The 1,069-nt window shown below is 51.4% G+C and carries 1 pseudogene; it reads right to left on the bottom strand.

Annotation, left to right across the window (positions count from 1 at the left end):
- Window positions 1-62 (bottom strand): annotated as a pseudogene (locus tag D6694_03150) (hypothetical protein).
- Between the last annotated feature and the right edge of the window lie 1,007 nt (window positions 63-1,069).

Genomic DNA, 1,069 nt, shown 5'->3' with positions numbered 1-1,069 from the left:
TCGGCGAAACAGGTGCCCGTCACGAGGCCTACATATCCGGTTCCTACTACTGCTATTTTCATGTGTCTCGGGGTTGTGGGATGTTTGGTTTGAAGTTTACTTGCAAAAGTTGAGCGTTGAGCGTTGAGGGTTGAGCGTTTTGGTTTAAAGTTTAAAGTTTAGTGTTTAAAGTTGATTATCATTGTTTTACAAATAAAAATTGCACACCCATTGCCTATCGTCCATCGACTTTTTTCTGGCGGAAAATGAGCTGAGCGGAAAAGTGTCGCAAGACGAAAAGGGGGGAAACCCTTGACCTTCTTTTCACCTTCCGCTGCGCAGGTTGGATTGCCTCGAATTCGCGGGAAGCCATGGAGGGGCGTATTCCCGGATCGGGTCGGCAAAGATAACACGGCAGGGGAAAAGCGAAAGCGCAAACGTTCGACGGGTGAGCACTACTCGTGCTGCAAAGGACGTTCCAAATCAATCGGATGGCGTGACGCGTGACGTCGTGACGCGTGACGCGTAACACCGTAAGAACGTGACACCCCCGCTTCGCGGGGCAGGCTGTGACGACGTCCATCATAGCTATTCCATTGTCCCTCGTCCCATGTCTATCGTCCATCGCCTTTTCTCATCAAGCCCTGGCATCGAATCGCATTTACTCGTTCCAAGGTGGTTTGGGAAAATGGCCCCCGGTTTTTTCAAAACCGCAGCTTTCAGGCGCAGCATGACGCAGCCAAAACGCTGCTTTTGGCGGCGCTCTCTGGCAAGCGAACAACTATTTGTAAACCACCCCCTTATCAGAAAAGAGAGTCGAATCCTCGGTTCCTCGATTCCTCAAATCCTCTTTGAAAATGTCCGGGACTACCCGTTCGTTCCCCGATACCGTTTTTTCCCAAATCACTTTGTTCGGGGTATACTCGCCAGCCATCCCCGACGTTGGAGCGCCTATCTTTGAGCCAGCCAGCAGCTACAGCATATGGACATTTATTCGCGAAAAACGAGGTGGAAATGGTACCTGGCCATTGCCGGTCTGCTGATCGTGCTCGTGTCGATGGCCGTGACGCGCTACCTGACCAACCAGTTG

Source organism: Gammaproteobacteria bacterium, from assembly GCA_003696665.1.
Taxonomy (GTDB): Bacteria; Pseudomonadota; Gammaproteobacteria; order Enterobacterales.
The sequence above is the reverse complement of the archived record's forward strand: the minus strand, read 5'-3'. Positions and strand labels throughout refer to the sequence as shown.